Here is a 23,922-nt window from a genome sequence, read left to right on the forward strand (position 1 = left end):
TAATTCCCTCCTAAAAAAGTACGCCTGCCTGTAAAATCACGTTTGCGTAAGGGGTGATTTCTCCTGTCCTGATAATCGCTTTTGCCTGGGCTGACCGCTTCTTAAACGCTTCGTGTGTCAGATAAGAAGACTCCGTTCCTTCCTGCTCTATCCTACTTATGATTTGCTCGTGGACCGCCTGATTCTTTTCCCTGATTTCTTCAGCAAGTATAATGTGTTCAACTTTCATATCGTTTACGACTGCATTCATCACATCCATAAATCCAGGAGTGCCCAACGTCAATGCAAGATCGATTTTTTTGACCCCATAAGGTATCGGCAGGCCGCAGTCGGCAATGATTAGTTCATCCGTGTGTCCTAAATCGGCCAGCACTTTACTTATTTCGCTATTTAAAATTCCATTCTTTTTCAAAGTCCTCATGCTCCTTCATCTGTTCTAATATTGGTGCTCCCCTCTGAGCACCAGCTTTCTGAATCGACAGCCCAGCTGCTATATTCCCGAATCGGATGCTGTCATGAAGGGCCAATCCGGATGCATAAGCAAAGGCAAATGCTCCGTTGAAGGTGTCCCCTGCTCCTGTGGTATCTACAACCTGTTCTACTTTTATCGATGGAATGCGTTGAATCCCCTGTCCATCATGATAAACCGCTCCACTGCTACCCAAGGTAACAATCAATTTATTCGGATACTTTGCGAGCACAGTTTCAATATCTTCTCCCGGAAAGAGGACTGAACATTCGGTTTCGTTAGGGGTCAGGAACGTGACCTGGTCAATAAGTGACGAATGTAATTCCCGGGCCGGGGCAGGATTCAGAAGCAAAGGAATTCCTATCTCGTTGCATCGTCTGATCAGATGCTCGACGGTATCGACTGGCGTTTCGTTTTGAACCAGTACCAGATCACTATTCTGAAAGACTTTTTCTTCTTCAATGACTCGGTCGAGCATCTCTGGCATATAGGCCCCGTTTGCACCTGGAACATATATGATTGAATTATCTCCATCAACAAGCGTTATGAAAGCTGACCCCGATGAGTGTGTAACCCGTTCCACATTGTCTGCATCTACGCCATTTTCTTCAAGGTTCTTAAGTAATTCGCTTCCAAATGGGTCTTTGCCAACTGCTCCAAGCATAGTCGTTTCAGCACCTAAACGGGCACTTGCAACGGCCTGGTTGGCGCCTTTCCCGCCAAAGCTGGTTCTGAATACTTCTCCCTCTACTGTCTCTCCCATCATCGGGAGTTTTTTTGTTTCTACTACAAAATCAATTGATATACTACCTATTACTGTTATCTGTGCCATACGATCTATCTCCTTCTATCTTAATGAATCTCTTCTGATCAGCTCAGGCTGCAATTTCACTATCTTATCGATGATTACTTTCTTCTCAATCAGATCGACGAGCATCTTGGCTCCTTTAAAGCCAACTTCATATGCAGGCTGAGCTATGGTGGTCAGCCCTGGATACATCAGTCTGCTGAAAAGCATGTCATCATAGCCGATTATCTGAATATCTTCTGGTATCCTGTGTTTCCGTTTGATCGCTTCTTTCATTCCTGCCAGAGCAAACACATCATTACTCGCAATGACACTGTCGAAAGACTTGAATGTATTAAAGAGCTTCTGCGCTGTTTCTTCTGCCTTGTCCACTTGAAAGGTTTCTGTTTCAAATACTCTGTAACTCGCCCCTGCAGCGTTTAGAACTGACAATGCACCGGACAGACGGTCGTTAGCTCCTGAAACATGTCTTGGGCCAGCCATGACGATGATATTTTTCCCTCTTGATTCGAGGACAGCTTGACCTGCCAGCTTCCCGCCAAGTCGATCATCCGTTGAAATGGAGTAGTTTTCTTCCTCCAATGCTCTGTCAAGAAGGACATATGGGACACGGTTGTTGTTCTTTCTTTTTCCTGATGCAGCGGACAGTATGCCACTGATATTATATTGAGAGAAAAATTTGACATACCTGTCTTCTTTATCTGCGTTGTCTTCCACATTTCCTAATATGACCATATAGCCATTCTGCTGTGCATAGTCTTCTACCCCTTTTGCCAGCAGTGGAAAGTACGGGTTAGAGATATCGGGCAATAGCAGACCGATCATCTTGGAGCTTTTCTGATAAAGTGAACGCGCCACCTCATTAGGATAGTACCCCAATACTTTGATCGCTTCTTCCACTTTTTTTCTGGATTCTTTACCTACGTATCCGCTGTCATTTAAAGTCCTGGAGACTGTTGCAACGGATACGCCTGCATATTCTGCTACTTGTTTGATCGTTACCATTTTTCTCACCCTCAATCTGTAACCGATTACACATTTAGTTTAACATCTCATTTTGTTTTGTCAATAGAAAACGCTTTTCTTTTTATTTTTCTTGTGCCTGACTATTCAGCATGCTGTTTCCTAGTCTATAAAAATGTGAGTCGATATAAATTCAGATGATTCCCAATTAATGCCGGCTGTCTGTTATACTGAAACACATATCATACTTAGGAGGACTACTATTGCGATTTTTACAAGGATTTCCATTAAGAAGAACGAAAATCAGCGATCAGATTCTGATGTGGCTGGTCTCACCTATTATTTTCCCTTTCATTATCTCCATTTTGTTCGGTCTTGTTTTCGGTTTAATGAACGCTCATCTGTCACAGGAGGAACTGCTTCAGTCATTCGTACAGCTGGAAGGGGTCATGACCTTCATTGCTTTTGCAGGAGGTCTCGTCCTGTCGGTCATCATTATTTATGCGAAAAAAATCCCACTGATGAACAGGAAACGCCTGTCCCGAAGCGAATGGACAATCCTTCCTGGTCTAACTGGTGAAGACTGGAAGTTTCTTGCCTGGTATATACCAGTTGGATATGTATTGTTCAATATTGGTGGATCAGTTCTCGAGTACATTGTTGGAGATGGTCTACTTATCAATCAGGAAGCGATTGAAGCGATGGCAACTGACACACCGACATGGATGCTGTTCATAACTATAGTGATCGCCGCTCCACTTGTTGAGGAATGGCTCTTCCGAGGAATTATCTTTTTCCGCAAAGAACACAATGACGTCAGCTGGTTGACTCTGATCATTACGTCTGTATTGTTCGGACTTGTCCATGTTCCCACATCAATAGTGGCTGTATATACTTATGTCGGTATGGGTCTGCTGTTCGGCTATGCAGCTAAGCGAACCCGTTCAGTCGAAGCCGCTATTTTCTTCCACTTTATCAATAACCTTATCGGCTTTCTTGTCCTGATCACACTTTAAAATAAATACGGTTTTCACGACATTTAAAAGACAGCTCTTCTTTTAAGGGAGCTGTCTTTTTTTCATTTATTATTTATTATTTAATCATGTTCACCCAGGACCTTCTTCTTGCTTTCTTCATAGGCCTGAATAGCCAGTTCTCTGCTTCGCTTATGGTTAACGATCGGCTCAGGATAATCTTCACCAATAATGACTCCAAATTCTTCCTGTTCTTCTTTTGTAAGTGTTGAGGGTTCGTGTATTTTTTTAGTGTCGATGGCTTTCAGTTCCGGGACATACAGTCGGATAAAATCTCCCTTCTTATCAAAGCGTTCGGACTGAGTTGTCGGATTAAAAATCCTGAAGTAGGGCACACCGTCTGTTCCGGTTGATGCAGCCCACTGCCAGCCTCCGATATTACTGCAGGGATCATAATCTACCAGACGGGTCTGAAAGTATTTCTCTCCCCATCGCCAGTCAATCAGCAAGTCTTTTGTCAGAAATGAGGCTGTAATCATTCTCAGTCGATTATGCATCCACCCTTTATGCTTAAGCTGACGCATAGCCGCATCCACGATTGGAAACCCTGTTCTGCCTTCTTTCCATCTTTCGAAATTCTCTTCATTGTTGTCCCACTCTACCCTGCTGAAGTTTTCATCCACTTCTTTTTCTTTCTGATCAGGGTAGGCATAGTAGACCATGTTGTAGAAATCACGCCAGGCCAGTTCCTGAATAAAGGTTTCTTTTCCTTTTGAGTCAGGCGCTGCCTTTATTTTTGAATAGACTGTACGTGCCGATATTTCTCCAGCCCTTAAATGGTGAGACATTCGACTCGTGCCATCCTTCAAAGGATAATCTCGTGCTTCCTTATACTCACTCAGTTTCTCTTCGATGAAGTCGTCGAGTTTCTGGTGAGCGGCTTTGTTTCCCTGTTCCAGCTCTTCAACCTTGGACTGACTGTTTATCTCAACTTGTTTATCGTAGAATTTTTGGAACCGCTCGTGATGATCATTAAATTCAGATGATGAAACCAGTTTATCTTTCTGAAAATCAACGGTCACCGGATCAGGCTTCCCTATTTCTTTCCACTGTCTGAAGTAAGGGGTAAATACTTTGTATAGGGTATCTGACTTTGTTTTTATTTCAGTAGCATAATGGATATGGTGGTCAAAGAATCCATGTGCTTTGATGTCATGTTCCTTGAAAAACTGGGCCATCTTTTTATCTCTCTGCAGTCCATAACCTTTTTCGTCTCTGTTAATAAACACATCTGACCAGTCAGGGAACGTTTCTTTCAGCTTCTTAAAACAGTCTTCAATCTCACCAAATAGTATATGTAACTTTCCACCTTGTTCTTCAATTGATGCCTCAAGTATCTTTACACTATTAAAAAAGCTGACTTGGTTTGTCGCGCCATCTTTCAGAAACTGTTCTGGATTAACATGAAAAAGCAGGATAAGCTGATCCGATTCTTCAAAGGCGTGTTTCAGCGCTGTATTGTCTTCCAGTCGTAAATCTCTTCTAAACCACATGACTGAGGTCATCTCTACTCCTCCTGTTAAATTCAAATTGTTATTTTTTAGTTTAACATAGTCTACTGTCAGTTGGAAAAATAATCAAAACGCTGGTCAGCCGATCATCAGAGAACGACCCCAAAACCTGACCATAAGCAAGTTCATTGAATAGTCTTTCCTTACTGTCTTCCGTTTCCTTGAAATGAAAAGAGTAAACATTTAACTGACAAGCGTTTTCAAAATACTCATGAGTCAGTTCTCTAATCAAAGTCATGATTTAGTTTCCTTTAATTTTTTACTAGTATTTCTACAACCTTATTATAGCCGGTCTTTGAGGCGATAGACAAAAAGAACCCTTCAAAAAATCGAGGGTGCTGAAAAAGAAACCCTTTTTAAGGTCTATAAATGGGTAAAATAAATAATCAGTGATTATCTGGTAAATTTCAAGGCATTTACACAGGTAGCACTGATTATTTTTGTTTGTTTTCTATTAATTTTTCTTCATTCTCGCTCTTGAGCTTAATTATTCGCTTCATATTCACCACGAAGAGCGTAGTGGCTCCTTGTATATCCATGCCAAATAAACCAGATGATTTCGCCACTTTATATCCATGACGGTTCTTCAACTCGTTATTTTTTGCTTCAATTTTATATCGTTGTTTAGAACGTTTTTTGAAGTATTCAGTTTGTTCAAACTTCATCTGGTACTGATGTTCCTGGCTTTTTAAAGTAATAGAATAGGTTTTTTCTTTTGTGTTCTTATAACACCCTTTTTTTAGTGGACACTGCCTACACTTTTCGATATCAAAATAATAGGTCATACATTGATTTTTATTTGTGTTTTTTCTGCCAGTTCTTGCTTTACGTGTGGCTTGATGTCCTGCCGGACAAACAACCATTTCGGCATCCTTATTAAATTCAAACTCTTTATGTCCTTTGCGTGTACCTTCACTCACAATTGGATTTAATTTGGCTATTAAATGAATATTTTCTTTGTGAGCCATTTTAATATTATCTTTTCCAGAATAGGCAGCGTCCGCAATGACTTCTTCAATAATAAGTCCTTGATCAACGGTTTTGTTAATTAAAGTTTCTAATTCCTTACCGTCTGATTTTTCACCAGTCGTTATTGTCGCAGCTGTGATGATTCGCTCATCCGTTATAGCAAGATGAGTTTTATAGCCTAAAAAAGAATCGGCGGCTGATTTATAGCCAATCTTTGCCTCGTCTTTTCCTAAGGAATTTAAATGATTAATGTCATCTTCGATATTCTCTTTTAAAATATTGACTTTTTCTTTCACTTTAGGATAATTCATAAGGATATCATTGGTTTCCACGACTTCGATTAAATCTTGACAATAATCAATTTCTGCCTCTAAATCATCTCTATCATTTCGTTTGGGAAATTCAGTTTTCATCGATTCATTTATTTGATAAACAGATTTCCGCAACTGCTTCGCACGTTCATGAAGAACCTCTTGAGGTTTTCGTGCAGAATATTTTGATAAAGTATGGGTCGCATCAACGATTAAACTACGGGAATCGATTAAATCATTGCCTAAGGCAATTTCAACGGTCTTATTAATGAGAAAATCTAATAGATTTATATCCTTTAGACGAAGTGTTCGAAACTTAGTGAGGGCTGTCGAATGAATAACCTCATCTTCAGGGATAAGGCCTAAAAAATATTTGAATGATAAATCATATTTAGCACGTTCAACTAAATCTCTATCAGATAAATCGTAAATAACCTTCAACAGAAGGTATTTAAACATTTTTATCGGACTTTCAGCTGGACGACCATTTTTTTGGCAATATTTATCAGATAGTTCTTCGTAAATAAAAGAGAAATCAACGAGTTCGTTTAATTGTCTTAATAAATGGTCTTTTGGAATTAATTTATCATATAAATCCATATGAGGACTTAATAGTAGCTGTTCTTGTGAAGACAACATTCTCAACACTCCTTCATTTTCGTAACGCTTACATATATTATACTAAAAACCCCCTATTCTATCTATCGAAATCATAGGTAGAATAGAGGTTTTTCAGCACCCTCAAAAAATCGGAGGGTTCTTTTTGTCAAAATATCATACTTAGTCATTACTCAAGTCTTCGCCATTTGATGCGATAACTTTTTTGTACCAGTTGAAGGATTTCTTAGGTTTGCGTTCAAGCGTTCCGTTTCCATAGTTATCACGGTCAACATAGATGAAGCCGTAACGTTTTTTCATTTCGCCTGTTCCGGCACTGACCAAGTCGATACAGCCCCATGAGGTATAGCCCATCAAGTCTACTCCGTCAAGTTCAACGGCATCTTTCATTGCGTCGATATGTGCTGCAAGATAGTCGATGCGGTAGTCATCTTCCACGTAGCCATTTTCGTCCGGCTCGTCGATGGCTCCCAGTCCATTTTCAACGATGAATAATGGCTTCTGATAACGGTCGTAAATATCGTTCATTGTTATGCGCAGCCCAAGTGGGTCGATCTGCCATCCCCATTCGCTGGCTTCAAGATAGGGGTTCTTAACTGAAGCAAAGATATTTCCAGCCGTTTTCTCGTTTACCTTTGGATCGCCTGATGCAACGCGGGATGAATAGTAAGAGAATGAAATGAAGTCAACAGTATGCTCTTTAAGAAGAGCCTTGTCCTCTTCAGTCATTTCGATCTCGATGCCTTCACGTTCCAGTTCTTTCAGTGCGTATGCAGGGTACTCTCCACGCGACTGAACATCGATGAAGAAGTAGTTCTCATGATCGGCTTCCTGAGCGGCACGAACGTCTCTTGGATGAGGCGTATTAGGGTAATATTTTCCTGCGGCCAGCATACATCCGACCTGATTTTCCGGATCCACTTCATGAGCAATCTTAGTTGCCAGTGCACTCGCAACCAGTTCATGGTGTGCAGCCTGGTATTTCACCTGCTTCTGATTTTCGCCTTCTTCAAATGCCAGTCCGGCACCCATAAATGGTGCATGCAGAATCATGTTGATTTCATTGAATGTCAGCCAGTATTTAACCAGACCTTTGTAACGAGTGAACAGCGTGCGTGTAAGGTTTTCGTAGAAATCAATCATTTTACGGTTGCGCCATCCGCCATACTCTTTAATTAAATGCATCGGGCAGTCGAAGTGAGTAATCGTTACTAAAGGTTCGATGCCATGCTTGTGGCATTCTTTAAATACATCTTCGTAGAATTTTAGACCTTCTTCGTTAGGCTCTTTTTCATCGCCTTTAGGAAAAATACGTGTCCATGCAATAGACAGGCGGTATGTCTTGAATCCCATTTCTCCGAACAAAGCAATATCTTCTTTGAAACGATTGTAATGATCGATGGCTTCTTTAGCCGGATAGAAATGGTCCTCATCGAAATCGAAGTGCTTCATCTGACCTGTAGTGATAGCCGGACGGTCTTCTCCGATCGGTACAACATCGACGTTAGCCAGTCCTCGTCCACCTTGATCGTATCCCCCTTCAAGCTGGTTGGCTGCAGTAGCGCCGCCCCATAAAAAGTCTTTTCTAAATCCCATATTTATTCCTCCTATTGTCTGTTTTCTAACTGTTTACTTTTTCAGTTTAAAGCGTGTAATCCATTACATACAAGCGAATTCTGACAAAAATGTGAGGAATGCGTAATCCTGTGGCTAGGCCGTCATTATTATGGTAAAGTGTCAAGGATGCAGGTTTTTAGAGAAAAGAGGAACACAAATGACTCATTATGATGTACTAGTCGTCGGTGGCGGCACGAGCGGCATGATGGCTGCTATTTCAGCCGCGGAACACGGAGCGACTGTCGGACTGGTCGAAAAGAACAAGTTCGTCGGCCGTAAGCTTCTGGTAACTGGAAATGGCCGCTGTAACGTCACTAACAATAGAGATAAAGAAGAAATCATTACTCATATACCTGGGAACGGACGCTTTCTTTACAGTGCGTTTTATCAGTATGACAACTACGATATTATGGATTTTTTCCAGTCTCGTGGAATCAAGCTGAAGGAAGAAGACCACGGACGAATGTTTCCGATCACGGACAAGTCCCGGACGATCGTCAATGCCCTGACTCAGATTATGGAAGAATCAAAAGTTGACGTGCATACCAATGCACCTGTTGAAACGGTGCTCTATAGAGACGGTGCTGTCAATGGAGTAAAACTTATGGATGGACGTGTCCTTTATGCCCATTCGGTTATTCTGTCGACTGGCGGACGCGCCATGCCTAAAACCGGGTCAACTGGTGACGGCTACAAGTGGGCGAAAAAAGCCGGACACACGATCAAGGAACTGTATCCGACGGAAGTGCCGATCACGTCTGAAGAACCGTTCATTCAGGACCGCACACTTCAGGGGATTTCTCTAAGAGATGTTGACTTAAAAGTCATTAATAAAAAAGGAAAACAGGCTATCTCCCACCGAATGGATATGATCTTCACTCACTTCGGCATCTCCGGACCAGCTGTTCTGCGATGTTCTATGTTTGTTCTGCAGACGATGAAGCGCGATAAGACTGATCATGCTGTCATGAGTCTGGACAGTCTGCCGGATGAGACACCAGGATCGCTTAAGCAGACCATTGAACGCCTGATGAAAAAAGAAGGCGAAAAGAGCATGAAGAATACTATGAAGCAGTTCGGACCTGAGCGCTACATCTTGTTTGGACTGGAACAGGCCGGGATCGACAGTGAACGTGCCTTCAAGACGTTGACGCCTAAAGAAGTCGACGCCCTTATTACCTTCTTGAAGGATTTCCGTTTCAATGTTCATGGCTCTCTTCCGATTGAAAAAGCATTTGTTACAGGTGGCGGTGTTCACACGAAAGAAGTGAATCCTAAGACTCTGGAAAGCAAGCTGATGCAGAATCTGTATTTCACCGGTGAAATACTGGACTACAACGGCTACACTGGCGGATACAATATCACTGGTGCCTTTATTACAGGCAGACTGGCCGGTATGCATGCGGCCCAGACTGCTTTGAGTATGAAGGCAGCCGACTAGTTTGAAAAATCATGTCGTATAGGCTTTAGTTTAGGCAGTCTGCAGCTGCTGAAGTATACTTTCGGCACGGCAGAATGCAGTTCAGAACCTTAATTGGGTCCTGAACTGCATTCTTTTTATACTCAGTAAAGTTCAGCCGGAATTTTGCATGCTGAAGTAGAGTCTATTGCTTCGATAATGCAGTTCATCTCATCCTTTCACTCTGAACTACAGTCACACCGCTTTACACATTTCTAATCTACAATTTCCAGCTGCTCTTTCAGTACGGCGAGCTGTTTTTTCACAGCTGACGGAGCGGGTCCGCCTTTAATGTCCCGTTTATTCACACAGGTGGACAAGTCGATGACAGAGTAAATATCCTGCTCGAATAGTTCATGAAAGGATTGATAGGTCTCGAGAGGCAGTTCTTCCAGCGTGAGGTCTTCCTCGATACAATACTTCACGAGCCTACCGATCACTCCGTATGCTTCTCTGAAGGGCAGTCCTCTTTTGGTCAGGTAATCCGCACAATCTGTCGCATTGATGAAGCCTTTAGACGCCGCGTCACGCATGCGGTCGACATTAGCACTCATTGTCTCCACCATTGGAATCATGGCTGACAAGGCGAGCTTAACTGTGCTGATGCTGTCGAATAAGGCTTCCTTGTCTTCCTGCATATCCTTGTTATAGGCGAGCGGGATGCCTTTCATCATGGTCAGAAGGGTCTGAAGATTTCCATAGGTGCGCCCCGTTTTCCCGCGGACCAGTTCGGCCACATCCGGGTTTTTCTTCTGCGGCATAATGGATGATCCTGTTGCAAAGGCATCATCCAGTTCGACGAATTTAAACTCCTGTGAGCACCATAAAATAATTTCTTCTGAGAGTCTGGACAGGTGCATCATGACCATGCTCAAGGCATAAGCCAGGTCCATAACGAAATCCCTGTCCGAAACACCGTCCAGACTGTTGGCCGTCACTGTTTTAAACCCAAGTTGATCCGCAACAAACTGCCTGTCGAGGGGATAGGTGGTTCCGGCCAGTGCGCCATTACCCAGTGGCATGCTGTCCGTATGATCTGCCACTTCCTTAAGACGCTTGATATCTCTCAGTATCATCTGCGCATAGGCCAGTAGATGATGGGCAAAGGTGACTGGCTGTGCAATCTGCAGATGCGTATACCCCGGCATGATCGTTTCAGTATGCTTCTCTGCCTGATTGATGAGTACCGATTCGAAAGCCTCTAGCTGGTCAGTGATCTCAGCTGCCTGCTTTTTGACATATAGCCTCAGATCCAGTGCGACCTGGTCATTCCGGCTTCGTCCCGTATGGAGCTTCTTACCTGCGTCCCCTATCCGACTGGTGAGTTCCGCTTCGATAAACATATGAATATCTTCTGCTTTCGGGTCGAACTGAAGGGCGCCGTTGTTTATATCCATCAGAATACCTTCCAGTCCCTTCAGAATGCTTGATACATCCTCTTCGGAAATGATGTTCTGTTTACCCAGCATATTTGCATGAGCCATACTGCCTTTAATGTCTTCTTCATAAAGAACATAGTCGAAACTGATCGATGAATTGAAGACATCCACTTCCTCGGCACTTTGGCCACTGAAACGTCCCTGCCAGATTTTATTCTGATCAGCTGACATAAGATGCAACCCCCATCAAATGAAGGAGAACGGCTTTCTGTACGTGCAGTCTGTTCTCTGCCTCTTCAAAAATTTCTGCGGCATGTTCGTTAAATACTTCAGTTGTGATTTCTTCCTCTTTATGAGCAGGTAGACAATGCTGCACCATGACATCCGACTTCGCTACAGACAACAAATCTGAATTGAGCTGGTAGAGATCTTGAAATATCTGCTTTCTCTGTTCGGCTTCTTCTTCATCTCCCATGCTGGCCCAGACGTCAGTAAAGACGACATCTGCATCCTTGACTGCTTCATACGGATTCTCTGTCAGTAGAAAATCCGGGTGGTCTTTGTAGGTATCAATTATATGCTGATCAGGCTGGTAACCTAGGGGAGAGGCAACAGAAACTGATGCCCCGGCAAGTAGCGCCCCTACGATCAGTGAGTTGGCCATATTGTTCCCGTCTCCGACAAAGGCGAATTTGAGTCCTTCAACCTCTCCCTTGAACTCCTGAACAGTCATTAAATCAGCCAGAATCTGACACGGATGATACAGATCCGTCAGGCCGTTTATAATGGGAATGGAACCGTGCTCTGCCAGTGCTTCGACATCGCTTTGGTCATAGGTACGAATCATGATTGCATCAAGGTAACGTGAGAGGACTTTTGCTGTATCTTCAATCGATTCTCCTCTTCCCATCTGAAGATCCTGTGCACTCAAATACAATGGCTTGCCGCCCAGTTGACTCATCCCTACTTCGAAAGATACACGCGTACGCGTTGATGCTTTCTGAAAAATCATTCCTAAGGTCTTTCCTTTTAAATAGGGGGTCTCTTCCCCAGCTTTCAGTTTTTTCTTCAAGTCGTGGCCCGTCTCAAGAATCGCAAGCAGCTCATCTTTTGACAGATCCGATAATTTCAGTAAATGATTCATGTGATGGTCTCCTTTTCTTTAACCGTGAGTATATGCTTTAAACAGGCGACGGCTTCATCAATTTCAGATCTGGTCACAATCAGTGGCGGCAGAAGACGAAGCTTATCCTTAGCGGTCAGACACATGATGCCTTCCTCTTTAGCTTTCAGCATGACATCCTTGACTGATTGACTTTTCAGACTGATTCCAAGCATCAGCCCAAGTCCTGAAACAGCAGCCACTTCGTCAATGGCTTCAAGCTGCGCTTTGAGATACTCCCCTTTTTCCTTAACCTGATCCAGAAACTCCTCAGTGAGGGTATCTATAACTATGTTTGCACCGGCTGTTGCGACCGGATTACCGCCAAATGTCGATCCATGGTCTCCAGCTTTCAGTGTATGTGCGACTTTTTCTCCAAACAATACCGCACCGATCGGCAGGCCATTCCCCAGGCCTTTTGCACTGGTCACGATATCCGGTTTTAGCCCCAGCTGTTCGTAGGCAAATAAGGTCCCTGTTCTACCGATCCCCGTCTGTACCTCATCGACGATAAGCAGGATATCTTTTTCCTGACAGACTTTGGATACTGCTTCAGTAAATTCAGGTTTAAGAGGAACGACGCCTCCTTCTCCCTGAATTGCTTCGATCATGATGGCACAGACAGTATCGTCTGCTTTGTCAAGAAGCTGTTTAGGCTCATCGGCGTCAATGAAATCAAAGCCTTCGGTGAACGGGTCAAAATATTTATGAAAAACATCCTGACCAGTGGCAGATAAGGTCGTCACTGTCCGTCCATGAAAAGAATTTTTCAGCGTAAGTATCTTATGTTTATCCTTATGGGTTTCATGTCCATATTTTCTGGCTGTTTTAATGGCCACTTCATTTGATTCTGCACCAGAATTGACGAAAAGTACATGCTGCATGCCCGACTTTTGGCACAGTTTCCCTGCAAGTTCGGCGGCAGGTTTAGTATAGTACAAGTTTGACATGTGCTGGAGCTGACTCAGCTGATTCTGAGTGGCTTCGACCCATTTCTTGTGATTGTAACCAAGTGAATTGACGCCTATCCCGGCTGTGAAGTCCAGGTAGGTTTTTCCATCTTCATCAGTCAGTGTACAGCCTTCTGCTTTCTGAATGACTACATCCAGACGGTTGTAAGTTGGCGTGATATAGTCATTCGTCATCTCGATCGTATTCATATCAGGCTCCTTTCAGCTTCTCTTTCTTCTTTGTAGAACAAGGTGCCGATACCGCTGTCTGTCAGAAATTCAATAATCAGTGCATGCGGGATTCGACCATCCAGTATAACTGCCTGCTTGACGTGGTTTTCAACCGCATCCTTACAGCAGCTGACTTTCGGTATCATCCCCCCGCTAATCACGTTATTCTGATATAAATGTTCTACAGTGCTGATTTCTATTTGTTGAATTAGGGTCGACGGATCCGATGTATCTTCCAGTACGCCGGGCACATCTGACATGAGAACAAAGTTGTCCGCATTGAGCGCTTTGGCAATCCCGCCTGCCATTTCATCTGCATTGATATTGCAGCTGTTGCCATCTTCATCCATGCCTATACAGGATATAACTGGAATGTACCCTACGCTGACCAGATCTTCAATGACTTCTGTATTGACTTGGCTGATTTCTCCAACAGCTCCCAGGTCCTCAGGATTTTTTAAGGTCGCCTGGACTAAGCCGCCGTCTACTCCGCTTATGCCCATCGCTTTGCCGCCTAATGACTGTATCATGCGGGTAAGATCTTTATTGATTTTGCCGGCTAGAACCATCTGTACGATTTCCATCGTTTCCAGATTCGTCTGTCTCAGCCCATTGACGAAGGTACTGGTCACATCAGCCTTATCCAGCCAGTAATTGATGTCAGGTCCGCCTCCATGCACAATGACTACGTTCATTCCGACTTTTGCCAGAAGCATGGCATCACTCAGAACGCTCTTTTTCAGTGACTCGTCCATCATTGCTGAACCGCCGTACTTGATGACGACCATTTTCTTGTCATATCGCTGAATATGAGGCAGGGCATTTGTCAGAACCTCCGCCATTTCAAATGAATTCATAGGTACTCCCTCTATTTTTATTTGCTGACTGTCCTCTTTTTCTACTTACCTTCTTATGCAGTCAGGATCTGTAGGCACTGTTGATGGTGACATAGTCGTGAGTCAGGTCGCATCCCCAGGCCGTCGCTTTGCTTTTTCCTTCATATAAATAGATATCGATAAACAGTTTTTCTGTGCCTAAAATGTCGTAGGCTTTATCTTCGTCAAATGGCAGGATCGCTCCTTCTTCGCAGACACAGACACTTTTATAGGATTCGTCACGCAGGTAGATATCGATCTGTTCATATGCCAGTTCAGCCCCGCTGTAACCCAGTGCACAGAGTAGTCGACCGACATTGGCATCTCTTCCGTAAACTGCAGCTTTGACCAAGTTACTGCTGATGATCTGCTTGGCCAGAAGTTTTGCCTGCTGCTCATTTCCGGCGTCCAGAACGTTACACGTAATCAAGGTCCCTGCCCCTTCTCCGTCATCTGCAATGGCTATCGCCAAGTCTTTACAGACGGTGTGCAGTGCTTCTTTGAATACATGATAGTCTGGGTCTGTATCTGAATCGATCGGCTTATTCCCTGCCTGGCCGTTTGCTAGTACGGTGACCATATCGTTGGTGGAGGTATCGCCGTCCACACTGATCATATTAAAGGTGTCTGATACGACGTCTTTCAGCACCTGGTTTAAATAATCGGGTGCTATCGCTGCGTCAGTTGTTATAAATCCCAGCATAGTCGCCATATTGGGATGAATCATGCCGCTTCCTTTAGAAATGCCTCCTAAGTGAACCGTCTGGCCATCCAGTATAAAAGCAACTGTACTCTCCTTGATTCCAGTATCTGTTGTCAAAATAGCTTCAGCCGCATCATTCCCAGTATCATCCTGCAGTTGATCGACTAGATCTGACATGCCTGAAACAAAAGGGTCAATCGACAACGGCTGTCCTATGACACCAGTTGAAGCCACCAGGACATCTGTTTCAGAAATATTGAGTGCCTCAGCTACAAGTGCACAGGTCTGGCTGGCAATCTCCAGGCCATTCGCGTTGCATGTGTTGGCATTCCCGCTGTTACATATAAGAGCTTGAGCAAACCCGTTCATGCTGTGCAGTTTAGTGATTTCAAGCGGAGCTCCTTTTACCTTGTTCTGTGTATAGACACTTGCTGTTGCTGCCGGTGTCTGACTATAGATCAGTGCCAGATCCTTTCTCTTTTTCTTGAAACCGGCATGAATACCCGAAGCAGAGAAGCCTTTGGCGGCACAAATATTCCCACTGATCTTTTTCAATTTATTACCTTGTTTTTCTTTTATACTCGTTTTCATTATCATCACCTCAAAACGACGGGGCTGCCATCGCTAGTCCTTCGGTTTCTTTTAATCCCATCATAATGTTCATATTCTGTACAGCTTGTCCGGCTGCTCCTTTTTGCATATTGTCGATGACGCTGACAATTATGAGACGTTTCGTCCGTTCATCCACTGTCAGCCCGATGTGGCACTGATTGGAATGCGTCACATAACTGATGTCCGGCAGATCGCCATAGTCAAGAACCGTAACGAAAGGATCATCTTCATACCAATTCTTATATAGCTCATGGATCTGCTGCGGTACTGTTTGATTTTTCAGATTCGCATACATTGTAGATAGTATGCCTCGGTTGACCGGAAGCAGATGCGGAACAAACGATACTTTTACATTATCAGCCCCCATCAGACTTAACTTCTCTTCAATCTCAGGTGTATGCCGATGTGTCCCGGCTTTGTATGCTTTAAATCCTTCGTTCTTGTTGGCGAAATGCGTGACAGCCGACAAGCTTTTTCCTGCTCCCGTCACACCGGACTTAGCATCGATGATCAGCGTGTCCATATCAATCAGATGCTCCGACACGGCAGGATAAAGTCCCAGTAGGATACTTGTCGGGTAACACCCTGGATTAGCTACCAGTGACGTTTTACTGATGGCCTCCTTGTTCATTTCAGGCAGACCATAAACCGCCTTTTTATGAAGGTCAGGGTAGGTGATCTCTGTCTCATACCAGTCTTCATATAGTTTTAAATCATTCAGTCTGAAATCTGCCCCGGCATCAATGACTTTTTTTCCTTCATCCATGCACTGTTTCACCATACCTTCGCTTTTTCCATGAGGGAGGCAGATGAATACCACGTCTGACTTACTGATCACTTCCTGATTTGATTCAAACTGAGCATCATACTGGCCTTTAAAGGACGGATAAAGCGTCGAGAACGCTGCACCCTGATTGTTTTCAGATGAGATACCTGATATGTCTACACCCTCATGTTTCATCAGTATCCCAATCAGTTCCGATCCGACATACCCACTCGCTCCGATGACTCCGACTTGTACCATACTCATAAATGGATTCCTGACTGAAGCGGAGCTGCCGTTTCATTTGCCGCTTTCCCATAAGTCATTTTCTGTTTCATTTCAGCCTGAATCACACTGGATAAACCGTATAAGTTGATGAAGCCTTCAGCATCACCTTGATTGTAGACATCGTCTTCGTCAAATGTAGCAAAAGCTTCGGAATACAGACTGTATGGAGATTCCACGCTTGAAACGATCATGTTTCCTTTATAGACTTTCAGTTTGACTGTTCCCGTGACTGTCTTCTGTGTTTCATCAACAAATGCATCGAGAGCCTGTTTCAGTGGAGTGAAGTACTGGCCATTGTAGATCAGCTTGGCATATGTCTGAGCTATCTCCTGCTTGTGCTGCAGTGTTTCTTTATCCAGAGTAATCATTTCCAGCTGCTCATGGGCAAAGTACAGGAGTGTTCCGCCCGGTGTTTCGTAGACCCCTCTGCTCTTCATACCGACCAGTCTGTTCTCGATCATATCCAGAATACCTATTGCATGCTCGCCGCCGATGGCATTAAGTGTCTTGATCAGGCTGACACCGTCCATTTCTTGTCCATCGACAGCAACTGGAATCCCTTCTTCAAAGGTAATACTGACATAACCCGCTTCATCCGGTGCCTGTTCCGGCGAGACACTCATTTCCAGGATGTCGTCGTATTTCGGCTCATTCATTGGATTTTCAAGATCCAGTCCTTCGTGCGATAAATGCCAGAGGTTCTTATCTTTGGAGTAATTGGTTTCTCTGGATATTTTTAAAGGAATCTGATGTTTTTCCGCGTAGTCAATAGCTTCTTCACGTGAAGTAATGTCCCAGCTTCTCCAAGGTGCGATGATGTCCAGTTCAGGAGCCAGTGCCTTAATGCCCATTTCAAAACGGACCTGGTCATTCCCTTTCCCCGTACATCCGTGACAGATTGCATCGGCCCCTTCCTGCTTGGCTATTTCTACTAGTGCTTTCGAAATGATCGGACGTGCCGTTGCTGTTCCTAGTAGGTATTTATTCTCGTAAATCGCTCCTGCTTTCAGCGTCGGGAAAATTGAATCATAGACAAAAGACTCTTCGATTTCTGCCAGATAGAATTTGGATGCCCCAGTTTTAAGTGCCTTTTCTTCTAATCCGATCAGCTCATCTTCCTGACCGACATTTGCTGTTACTGCAATAATTTCACTTCCATAATGCTCTTTGAGCCAATGGATGATAACTGATGTATCAAGTCCTCCAGAATATGCCAGTACAATTTTGTTATAGGTTTGGTTAGTCATTTTTCATTCTCCTTTTTCTGATTTCTTTTAATTGGATTAATTTTTGGTATAAAAAAAACGCCACTGTGTCTTTACACAGAGACGATTGCATCGCGGTACCACTCTATTTGCAGATTCAATTGAAGCAAGGGCTTCTTCAGTCTAAACTTTAATCCTTGCTCGAAAGGAGGAACCCTTTCTTTATCTGCCAACTCTCTGCATTAACGCTGCACACGGCACTTCTTTACAGGTAAATCAACCTCAATATGCTGATAGTCCGCTTGGACCGATTCACTCGGCCAACCTGGACAGCATATCTGCTCAGAAGGCATCTCACAAGCTCGTTTCAATGACCGGTCATGTCAGCCTTCCACTCTGTGCTGACTCGCTGGGATGAGGGGGATCATCTACTTTCTTGATTTCTGATGTTAAAAAGAAGTGTACAACATGTTCCATCCTCTGTCAACAGATAATATTAAATAAATTGTATATTTTATAGATTAAATGCTGTTTATGGCATTTGATATACATTTTATATTCGTTTCAAGTATATCCAGTTGTGTGCTGCCGTCTGCTTTCGTTCTTGTCGGACTCCTTGAAGTCTATTTGATTCATAAACAAAAAAGCCAGAACGCTGATCTGCGCTCTGACTTTCTGCCTAGGTTACCCCTATTGTCAGGATGACTATCTATTTAATTGTTTTCCAGCTGACCAGTCAGTTCAATAATGCGATCGACCGATTCATCAAGATAATTGATTGTATCTTTCAGTGGTTTATCTGTAGTGATATCGACTCCAGCAACAAGCGGCGCTTCAGCAGGCACTTTCTGTCCACCTAATGCTAGGAATTCCAGCCAGCCGTCAACAGACTCTTCGCCATTCTTAATTTTCAGGAAAGCCAGCGTTGCAATAGTCAGTCCAGCTGAATAGGTATATGGATAAAGACCCATGTAGTAGTGGATCTGACGCATCCAAGTCAGTTCCGCACCTGGTTCCAGCTCAACCGCATCGCCCCAGAACTGTTCCAGGATGTCACGTTTAATCTCACTCAGCTTGTTCGCATCGAAACTCTTACCGGCATCAATCAGACGGTATACTTCACGCTGATAAGCCGCTTCAAGCAGATGCGTGACAAAGTTATGGAAATACGTACGTGATATCATTTTGGACAAAACTGATCGTTCCATACGTGGGTCGTCAGTTTTGTTTTTCAGATAGTCTGTCAGCAGCAGCTCATTGAACGTGGATGGGCCCTCGATCAGATAAAGTGACGGACGAGCGCTTGTCAGTGGGTTGTTCTCATTGGATAGAACACCTTGACCGGCGTGACCCAGTTCGTGGAACAAGGTGTAGGCATCAGTCAGCTGTCCTGTCCATGTCACCATGACATACGGGTGCTTGCCATACGTTGTTGAGCAGAACGCACCGGAGCGTTTTCCGATATTCTGAGCAAAGTCCACCCAGCGTTCTGGATACGAACGCAGAATCATATCGACATACTCCTGACCTAGTGGTGCCAGAGCTTCCTTGACCAGATTTTTGGATTCATCGATAGTCACAGGAAGGGTATATTCCGGATCAAGATCGACTTTCAGGTCAGCATAAGTCATTTTGTCCAGTCCGTGAACTTCTTTCAGATGTGTAATGAACTTGCGCATCACTGGAGCGAAATCAGTCATGATCGTATCGATCTGTCTATGGTACAGGTCCTGATCGACTTCCTGGCTTTCCAGCAGGTAGTCAAAGATTGAGTCATAGCCTCGCATCACTGATAAGGTTTTTTCTTTCTGTAGATGCGTATAGTAAGCAGTCGCTACAACATTCTTGTAGCTGCCGAGGACCTGGTTGAACTTGTCATAGGCTGCTCGACGAATTTTCGGATTTTCGTGGTACATATACACTTCTTCATATAGGACAAAGCTTAATGGGTATTCTTTTCCATCCACTTCAAATGTCCCGTAGTCTGCATCATTCGAACGCGCCTGTTCAAAGATCTCAGATGGTGCATTAAATACGGGTGACAATTGAGCAAGAGCTTCTTCCACTTTCGGATCCAATTTAGCACGCTTGGATTTCTTGATTTTACGAATAAATGTCTCGTAAGCTGCATCTTTTTCAACTACAGCATTCAACGTTGATTCATCCAGATCTTCGAGCTGTGACTGGAAGAAACTCAGTCTGGCACTGACGCCAGCTAGAATATTCGAGATTCGACGCGTAACTTGCTGGGCCTCTCCATCGGAAATATCTACAGAGACAGGCAGATGTCCGTACTGACCTAAATGAGATGCAGTAGCCATCAGGCCTTCGTATTCTTTGATCGCCTCAACGACTGTGTCCGCATCATCCAGCTTGCCATCATACTTAGATGCAAATGCAGCGACATCTTCAGGCAGCTGTTCTGCCGTCTGGTTAAATTCTTCTTCTGTTGCAAAAATAGCAGACAGGTCCCATTTTAACTCTTCTGCTACTTCAGAGCGTTTAAGTAATTGTTCTGACATGTATGTGATCTCCCCTTCGTTATAAAGAAAAGCTAATAGAAGCAATGTGACAAAGTGTCATGTTTTGTCTAAAAAATGAACACTTGATTAAAGTGTCATCACTTTTTCTATTCACTTTCTTATTTTATTATAGCACCATTTAACAAATTTTAAAGAAAAAATCTCGTTTCCGAAGGACTTATTTAGATTAGAAAGAGACCGAAACGGGTTCGGTCTCTACATTTGATCAGTTCTTTTTCACTTTCCGAATGCATTGCATGACCCTAACGGATTAGACAAAAGAATCAGTCTGCGGACCATTCAGCTGACTATTCAGTCGTGGATGTTTATGTACGGTGAGGTTATCGCCCACTCAACTAGCTTTTTGCATCTGAGTGGGCGAAAATCCAGGTATTAGTGACTACTCAGCTTCGTTTTCCTTCTGGGTGGTCAAAAATTCTGATATTAGTGACCACTCAGCTTCGTTTTCCTTCTCAGTGGGCACTAATTCCGCAAATAATGCCCGCTCAGCCGGCGTTTCTGCCTGAGTGGGCATTAATGGATAAATTTACTCGTACTTTTACTAATTTTCGTCGGATTGCCTTACAAAATCTGACTGAGAAACAGCTTGGTCCGCTCATGTTTCGGATGATCAAAGAACGCTTCCGGGTCAGCCATTTCGATGATTTCTCCCTTATCAAACAGGACTAGGCGGTCAGCTACCTGACGGGCAAATCCCATCTCGTGTGTGACCACGATCATGGTCATGCCGGATTCTGCCAGATTGCGCATGACGTCCAGCACTTCATTGACCATCTCCGGATCCAGTGCTGATGTCGGTTCATCAAAGAGCATAATCTTGGGCTGCATAGCCAGAGCTCTGGCTATGGCCACCCTCTGCTGCTGTCCACCAGAGAGCTGACCGGGAAATTTATCAGCCTGCTCCGGAATACCGACCCTTTCAAGAAGGTTTCGAGCAATCTCTTCAGCCTTTCCCTTCTTCCACTTTCTTACCCAGATCGGGGCCAGCGAAACATTCTTCAAAATCGTCATATGTGGAAATAGATTGAACTGCTGGAAGACCATTCCAGTGTCCTTACGAATCTCTTCAACGTGTTTAAGATCATCTGTCAGTTCAATGCCGTCGATTTCAATCGTTCCACTCTGAAATTCTTCCAGTGCATTCAATGTCCGGATAAACGTCGACTTACCGGAACCGGACGGCCCCAGAACGACGATGACTTCTCCCTGCCTGACTGTCAGATCGACGTCCTTAATGACGTGAAGATCGCCATACCATTTGTTCAGTTTCTCTACTTTTATGATGACTGGGCTGTCCTCAGTGACTGTCCCCAGTGTTTCAGTTCCAGCTGTTTCTTCCATAGCTATCCCTCTTTTCTCTATTTGAACGTCTTCTTACCTTTTGATCAGGTCTTTATCTGCTGCCTTTTGACAAGCTGCGTTCTAGATATCGGCTGACATAGGCCATCAGATAACAGAAAATGAAGTAGAATGCAGCAACGAATACGTAAAGCTCCAGATATCGTCCTAAATATTCCGGGTTATTTGAAATTCGTCTGGCTGTCCCTAAGAAATCAGCGAGTCCGATAATGGCCACCAGTGAAGTATCCTTTAAAATCGTAATGAACAAGCCTACCATTGCAGGAATGACAGCTTTCAGAGCCTGCGGCAGGATAATGAAGAAGGTCGTTTTCACCTTATTCAGTCCAAGTGCCTGGGCAGCTTCGAACTGTCCTGACGGAATCGACTGTAGTCCCCCGCGGACATCCTCTGCAAGATAAGCCGCCGCAAAGAACACATAAGCAATCATGGCCCGAGTCACATTATCCATTCCTGTCTGTCCACCTAAAAACAGAGGGATCAGCAGCTGTCCGATAAACAGAACCATGATAAGCGGGATGCCCCGTATCAGTTCAATGTAAGCAATACAGACATATTTCACTGCCGGGAGACTGCTTCGACGACCAAGCGCCAGCAGGATCCCCAGAGGAAAACAGCCGATGATTGCTACTGATGCCAGAATGACGGTCAAAAGCCATCCACCCCAGTAACGACTCAAAACTGGATCAAGCAGGCCGCCGAAACCCATGATGAGCCCGATCGTTAGTGGGAAGTACAGGCCCCAGAGAACCAGCACAGGTATTTTAAGCCTGTCAACTTTACCACCCAGAACATATCCTCCTGCGATCAGTCCGATACATGCCGCTAAGTTTAAGGATGTATTAAGTGTCGTCCACGGAACAGCCGCAAAAGCCAGGTAGACTGCTCCAAAAGTGAAAGCCACTGCTTTTCCAGCTCCCCGCCATAAGCCCCAGGTCAGCCCGATCATAAGTGAGGCGTAGTATAAGCCGAACCACAGACGCCATAATTCCTCCAGCGGATACTGGCCGATCATCAGAAGTCTGAGGTGGATATAGACGACATCCCAGCTGTTTTCCAGAACAAAGCTTACGACCTGATACAAAACAAAGACAGTAAACAGACCGGTCAGCACGGTCAGCACAGTGTTTTTCTTACTGCCGAATAAATTTTTCCTTAACGCCTGTCCAAACGACTCATTTTTATGCCTGTCGAGATGAGGGGAATCTGTCACCTCCAGACTGTTTGTCAGCTCACCTTTGTAATGAAGGTTATCATTGATCATCCTGCACCCCTACCTTTCGACCAACTGGAATTTTTTATTGAAGATATTCATGAACAGTGAAGTTGTCAGGCTGAAAAACAGATAGACTGCAATCATAATAACTATCACTTCCAGCGTACGTCCTGACTGATTGATGACTGTGTTGCCGACACCGACAATTTCCTGATAGCCGACAGCCATCGCCAGGGATGAATTCTTGATCAGATTGAGGTACTGGCTGGTCATCTGCGGAATGATGATCCGGATAGCCTGAGGAAAGATAACCAGTCTCATGGCTGTTGCGGATCTGAATCCCAGAGCTTTAGTTGCTTCAACTTGTCCTTTTGGTACGGCCTGTACGCCTCCGCGGACAATTTCAGCAATATACGTTGAAGTGAAAATAGTCAGGGCTACCAGTACCGATAGAAAAGGTGTGGATAGCGACAGGCCACCTGTTACTGCTGCTCCTGTGTGTGCAGGAATCGTCAGCTGTAGTGGGCCTTCACCCGTTACAAGGTACCCTGCTCCGCATAACAAGATGAACGCACCGAATGCTGATAGGAAAGGGTGAGTATTCTTTCCTTCCTCCACTTCTCTCTTCATCTGCCATTTGTATACCAATACAGACGCTCCTATGACAACCAGTAAAAGCAGTGCCCATATTGCGCTGCCTTCATGAAGATCTGCCCACGGAATCACGGCTCCACGATTAGAAAGGTATAAAGGTCCTATGCTTAAAGCCTCCTGGATTCTAGGGAGGGGAAGAAATACAGCAAAGTTCAGAACAAATAATTGAAGCAGCAGTGGTGTATTCCTGAATATATCAATATAAACAGAAGCTACCTTGCTC

General features: G+C 44.1%; 20 protein-coding genes. 2 read left to right on the plus strand and 18 right to left on the minus strand.

Annotated features, from left to right (window positions below; genetic code table 11):
- Positions 1-10: 10 nt before the first annotated feature.
- The 3 genes from rbsD to ACYQ4S_RS02015 are packed head-to-tail and all read right to left on the minus strand — an operon-like array spanning position 11 to position 2,282.
- Positions 11-412, minus strand: a complete 402-nt coding sequence (gene rbsD, locus ACYQ4S_RS02005; protein WP_459769022.1) for a D-ribose pyranase — start codon at positions 410-412, stop codon at positions 11-13.
- Positions 387-1,301 carry a ribokinase gene (rbsK, locus tag ACYQ4S_RS02010; protein WP_459769024.1) on the minus strand — a complete coding sequence of 305 codons (915 nt, stop codon included), beginning with the start codon at positions 1,299-1,301 and terminating at the stop codon, positions 387-389. The genes rbsD and rbsK overlap by 26 nt, the downstream gene beginning before the upstream one ends.
- A gap of 15 nt (positions 1,302-1,316) precedes the next feature.
- Entirely contained in the window at positions 1,317-2,282 is a 966-nt protein-coding gene (locus ACYQ4S_RS02015) for a LacI family DNA-binding transcriptional regulator (protein WP_459769026.1), read from the minus strand.
- A 221-nt stretch (positions 2,283-2,503) separates the two neighbouring features.
- Here ACYQ4S_RS02015 and ACYQ4S_RS02020 point away from each other — a divergent pair, with 221 nt between their 5' ends.
- On the plus strand, positions 2,504-3,256 hold the full coding sequence (locus tag ACYQ4S_RS02020; RefSeq protein ID WP_459769028.1) for a CPBP family intramembrane glutamic endopeptidase: 753 nt from the start codon (positions 2,504-2,506) through the stop codon (positions 3,254-3,256).
- 80 nt (positions 3,257-3,336) lie between these two features.
- Here ACYQ4S_RS02020 and ACYQ4S_RS02025 read toward each other — a convergent pair whose 3' ends face one another.
- The 4 genes from ACYQ4S_RS02025 to ACYQ4S_RS02040 all read right to left on the minus strand — a co-directional run bounded on the left by ACYQ4S_RS02025 (position 3,337) and on the right by ACYQ4S_RS02040 (position 8,279).
- Positions 3,337-4,779: a cryptochrome/photolyase family protein gene (locus tag ACYQ4S_RS02025; RefSeq protein WP_459769029.1), complete on the minus strand. Its 1,443-nt coding sequence runs from the start codon at positions 4,777-4,779 to the stop codon at positions 3,337-3,339.
- 40 nt (positions 4,780-4,819) lie between these two features.
- The gene (locus ACYQ4S_RS02030; protein WP_459769031.1) at positions 4,820-5,023 is read right to left on the minus strand and encodes a GNAT family N-acetyltransferase; all 204 of its coding nucleotides are present in this window, start codon (positions 5,021-5,023) and stop codon (positions 4,820-4,822) included.
- A gap of 196 nt (positions 5,024-5,219) precedes the next feature.
- Positions 5,220-6,704, minus strand: a complete 1,485-nt coding sequence (locus tag ACYQ4S_RS02035; RefSeq protein WP_459769033.1) for an IS1182 family transposase — start codon at positions 6,702-6,704, stop codon at positions 5,220-5,222.
- 141 nt (positions 6,705-6,845) lie between these two features.
- A complete protein-coding gene (locus ACYQ4S_RS02040) occupies positions 6,846-8,279 on the minus strand; it encodes a 6-phospho-beta-glucosidase (RefSeq protein WP_459769035.1) in 1,434 nt (477 codons plus the stop codon).
- A 178-nt stretch (positions 8,280-8,457) separates the two neighbouring features.
- On the opposite strand from ACYQ4S_RS02040, the gene ACYQ4S_RS02045 reads away from it, so the two are divergent.
- Positions 8,458-9,741, plus strand: a complete 1,284-nt coding sequence (locus ACYQ4S_RS02045; protein WP_346024654.1) for a BaiN/RdsA family NAD(P)/FAD-dependent oxidoreductase — start codon at positions 8,458-8,460, stop codon at positions 9,739-9,741.
- Positions 9,742-9,974: 233 nt separating this feature from the next.
- Here ACYQ4S_RS02045 and argH read toward each other — a convergent pair whose 3' ends face one another.
- The 11 genes from argH to ACYQ4S_RS02100 form a co-directional block, all read right to left on the minus strand.
- Entirely contained in the window at positions 9,975-11,369 is a 1,395-nt protein-coding gene (gene argH / locus ACYQ4S_RS02050) for an argininosuccinate lyase (RefSeq protein WP_459769037.1), read from the minus strand.
- The gene (gene argF, locus ACYQ4S_RS02055) at positions 11,359-12,282 is read right to left on the minus strand and encodes an ornithine carbamoyltransferase (protein WP_459769039.1); all 924 of its coding nucleotides are present in this window, start codon (positions 12,280-12,282) and stop codon (positions 11,359-11,361) included. Before argF ends, argH begins: the two co-directional genes overlap by 11 nt.
- Complete coding sequence (locus ACYQ4S_RS02060) at positions 12,279-13,460, minus strand: aspartate aminotransferase family protein (protein ID WP_459769041.1); 1,182 nt, start codon at positions 13,458-13,460, stop codon at positions 12,279-12,281. Before ACYQ4S_RS02060 ends, argF begins: the two co-directional genes overlap by 4 nt.
- The gene (argB, locus tag ACYQ4S_RS02065) at positions 13,457-14,338 is read right to left on the minus strand and encodes an acetylglutamate kinase (RefSeq protein WP_459769043.1); all 882 of its coding nucleotides are present in this window, start codon (positions 14,336-14,338) and stop codon (positions 13,457-13,459) included. Before argB ends, ACYQ4S_RS02060 begins: the two co-directional genes overlap by 4 nt.
- 61 nt (positions 14,339-14,399) lie before the next feature.
- Positions 14,400-15,650 carry a bifunctional glutamate N-acetyltransferase/amino-acid acetyltransferase ArgJ gene (gene argJ / locus ACYQ4S_RS02070; RefSeq protein ID WP_459769044.1) on the minus strand — a complete coding sequence of 417 codons (1,251 nt, stop codon included), beginning with the start codon at positions 15,648-15,650 and terminating at the stop codon, positions 14,400-14,402.
- Positions 15,651-15,660: 10 nt separating this feature from the next.
- Positions 15,661-16,701: an N-acetyl-gamma-glutamyl-phosphate reductase gene (gene argC, locus ACYQ4S_RS02075; RefSeq protein ID WP_459769046.1), complete on the minus strand. Its 1,041-nt coding sequence runs from the start codon at positions 16,699-16,701 to the stop codon at positions 15,661-15,663.
- Complete coding sequence (locus ACYQ4S_RS02080) at positions 16,698-17,969, minus strand: argininosuccinate synthase (RefSeq protein WP_459769048.1); 1,272 nt, start codon at positions 17,967-17,969, stop codon at positions 16,698-16,700. The genes argC and ACYQ4S_RS02080 overlap by 4 nt, the downstream gene beginning before the upstream one ends.
- A gap of 671 nt (positions 17,970-18,640) precedes the next feature.
- Positions 18,641-20,449: an oligoendopeptidase F gene (gene pepF, locus ACYQ4S_RS02085; RefSeq protein ID WP_459769050.1), complete on the minus strand. Its 1,809-nt coding sequence runs from the start codon at positions 20,447-20,449 to the stop codon at positions 18,641-18,643.
- Positions 20,450-21,031: 582 nt separating this feature from the next.
- Entirely contained in the window at positions 21,032-21,811 is a 780-nt protein-coding gene (locus ACYQ4S_RS02090) for an amino acid ABC transporter ATP-binding protein (RefSeq protein ID WP_459769052.1), read from the minus strand.
- A 52-nt stretch (positions 21,812-21,863) separates the two neighbouring features.
- Positions 21,864-23,093: an amino acid ABC transporter permease gene (locus tag ACYQ4S_RS02095; protein WP_459769054.1), complete on the minus strand. Its 1,230-nt coding sequence runs from the start codon at positions 23,091-23,093 to the stop codon at positions 21,864-21,866.
- A gap of 9 nt (positions 23,094-23,102) precedes the next feature.
- Positions 23,103-23,922 (minus strand): ABC transporter permease subunit (locus tag ACYQ4S_RS02100; RefSeq protein ID WP_459769056.1); only part of this gene is annotated, 820 nt, incomplete at its 5' end.

The organism is Alkalibacterium sp. s-m-28, from assembly GCF_054658175.1.

Coding starts and splice junctions, on each gene's coding strand:
- rbsK (WP_459769024.1), bottom strand. CDS start 1,301: ATGGCACAGATAACAGTAATAGGTAGTATATCAATTGATTTTGTAGTA.
- ACYQ4S_RS02015 (WP_459769026.1), bottom strand. CDS start 2,282: ATGGTAACGATCAAACAAGTAGCAGAATATGCAGGCGTATCCGTTGCA.
- ACYQ4S_RS02025 (WP_459769029.1), bottom strand. CDS start 4,779: ATGACCTCAGTCATGTGGTTTAGAAGAGATTTACGACTGGAAGACAAT.
- ACYQ4S_RS02030 (WP_459769031.1), bottom strand. CDS start 5,023: ATGACTTTGATTAGAGAACTGACTCATGAGTATTTTGAAAACGCTTGT.
- ACYQ4S_RS02035 (WP_459769033.1), bottom strand. CDS start 6,704: ATGTTGTCTTCACAAGAACAGCTACTATTAAGTCCTCATATGGATTTA.
- ACYQ4S_RS02040 (WP_459769035.1), bottom strand. CDS start 8,279: ATGGGATTTAGAAAAGACTTTTTATGGGGCGGCGCTACTGCAGCCAAC.
- ACYQ4S_RS02045 (WP_346024654.1), top strand. CDS start 8,458: ATGACTCATTATGATGTACTAGTCGTCGGTGGCGGCACGAGCGGCATG.
- argH (WP_459769037.1), bottom strand. CDS start 11,369: ATGTCAGCTGATCAGAATAAAATCTGGCAGGGACGTTTCAGTGGCCAA.
- argF (WP_459769039.1), bottom strand. CDS start 12,282: ATGAATCATTTACTGAAATTATCGGATCTGTCAAAAGATGAGCTGCTT.
- ACYQ4S_RS02060 (WP_459769041.1), bottom strand. CDS start 13,460: ATGAATACGATCGAGATGACGAATGACTATATCACGCCAACTTACAAC.
- argB (WP_459769043.1), bottom strand. CDS start 14,338: ATGAATTCATTTGAAATGGCGGAGGTTCTGACAAATGCCCTGCCTCAT.
- argJ (WP_459769044.1), bottom strand. CDS start 15,650: ATGAAAACGAGTATAAAAGAAAAACAAGGTAATAAATTGAAAAAGATC.
- argC (WP_459769046.1), bottom strand. CDS start 16,701: ATGAGTATGGTACAAGTCGGAGTCATCGGAGCGAGTGGGTATGTCGGA.
- ACYQ4S_RS02080 (WP_459769048.1), bottom strand. CDS start 17,969: ATGACTAACCAAACCTATAACAAAATTGTACTGGCATATTCTGGAGGA.
- pepF (WP_459769050.1), bottom strand. CDS start 20,449: ATGTCAGAACAATTACTTAAACGCTCTGAAGTAGCAGAAGAGTTAAAA.
- ACYQ4S_RS02090 (WP_459769052.1), bottom strand. CDS start 21,811: ATGGAAGAAACAGCTGGAACTGAAACACTGGGGACAGTCACTGAGGAC.
- ACYQ4S_RS02095 (WP_459769054.1), bottom strand. CDS start 23,093: ATGATCAATGATAACCTTCATTACAAAGGTGAGCTGACAAACAGTCTG.